Annotated in this window: 1 protein-coding gene; it reads right to left on the bottom strand. The window is 53.0% G+C overall.

Annotation, left to right across the window (positions count from 1 at the left end; translation table 11 throughout):
• Positions 1-107: 107 nt before the first annotated feature.
• On the bottom strand, positions 108-1,277 hold the full coding sequence (locus LPW40_RS13540; protein WP_269063346.1) for an IS256 family transposase: 1,170 nt from the start codon (positions 1,275-1,277) through the stop codon (positions 108-110).
• Between the last annotated feature and the right edge of the window lie 104 nt (positions 1,278-1,381).

Below are 1,381 nucleotides of genomic sequence, written 5' to 3' on the forward strand. Positions count from 1 at the left end.
CGTGTCAAGTCCAGAATCCTGTGTAATAAGGTATATAGTACCTCATGCGAGTGAGATCACTTTGGGTTTTCCTCCCCCGGCCATGGCCGGGGGAGGAAATTTTCTGTTCAGCCTTTGAGGAACTTTCGATTGGTCGCCGTCATCAGTTCATGGTTGTCCACCAGGACTGCACCAATCAAACGCACGGCCGAAGCCGCATTCGGAAAGATGCCAATGACCTTTTCCCGGCGTCGGATTTCTTCATTGATGCGCTCGACACTGTTGGTCGTCTTTAAAGACACATGATAGAGCTGGGGCTCCATCATGAACTGGATTGCATCCTCAAAGCCGGCTTCAAGGACGGCGCACGCCTTTTCGTATTTCTGATCACCGGCCACAAATGCCTCGAACTCTACCTTGCATACTTTGGCGTGCTGCGGCGTTTCGGCAGTAAAGATCCGTTTCAACAGCCGCCGTTGTTCCGTACTGCCCTTACGGGGCATGGTGCTGGCGATATTTGTGGTGAAGTGGAACGTACAACGCTGCCAGGCCGTACCGACAAATTCTTTGCGGATCGCAGCCCGCAGTCCGGCATGGGCATCCGAGATGACCAGCCTGGGCAGTGTCAGACCACGGTGGCGCAGATCCTGGAAAAATGCCGTCCATGCCTGTTCTGATTCTTCTTCAGACACCATGAAGCCCAGGATCTCACGGAAGTTCCCTTCGTTGATGCCCTGCGCCACATAGACCGCTTTGGAGACGATCCGGTGGTCTTCCCGGACTTTGATATACATCGCATCCACATAGAGGTAACGGTAGGTCTTCAGATTCAGCGGCCGGGTGCGGAAGGCGTCAATCTCCGGGTCCAGACGTTTCATGATGTCCGAGACGAATGATTTCGATACACTTTCACCGCAAAGGGTCTCCACGATCTTCGTCACTTTACGGGTCGACACCCCGCTGATCACCGCCTCCGTCAATGACAGGACCAGTGCCTGGTCTTTCCGCTGATACTTCTCGAACAGTTCTGTGGAGAATTCGCCGGAACGTGTGCGCGGCACCCGCAGCCTGAGGCGGCCGATCGGCGTGATATAATCCCGCTCGTAGTAGCCGTTGCGCATGTCCTGGCGGTCTTCACTCCGTTCCCGTGCCGCCGCCTGGACATGCGCATCCCGTTCGGCCTCCATATATGCATTGAAGACCGCCACAGCCAAACCTTTCGTGGCAGCGTTGAGGTTACTGCCCAAAATTTGTTCTGTTAATTGATCCATATCTAGGTTAATATTTAATTGAGTCATACTTGTGCCTCCCTGTATCAATGATGGTGTCCCAACTAACATTGTACTACAGAGCACAGGTGTGGCTCTTTATTCTTATTACACAACTATATGGACATAATCGA

The organism is Salinicoccus halitifaciens (assembly GCF_021026095.1).
GTDB lineage: Bacteria > Bacillota > Bacilli > Staphylococcales > Salinicoccaceae > Lacicoccus > Lacicoccus halitifaciens.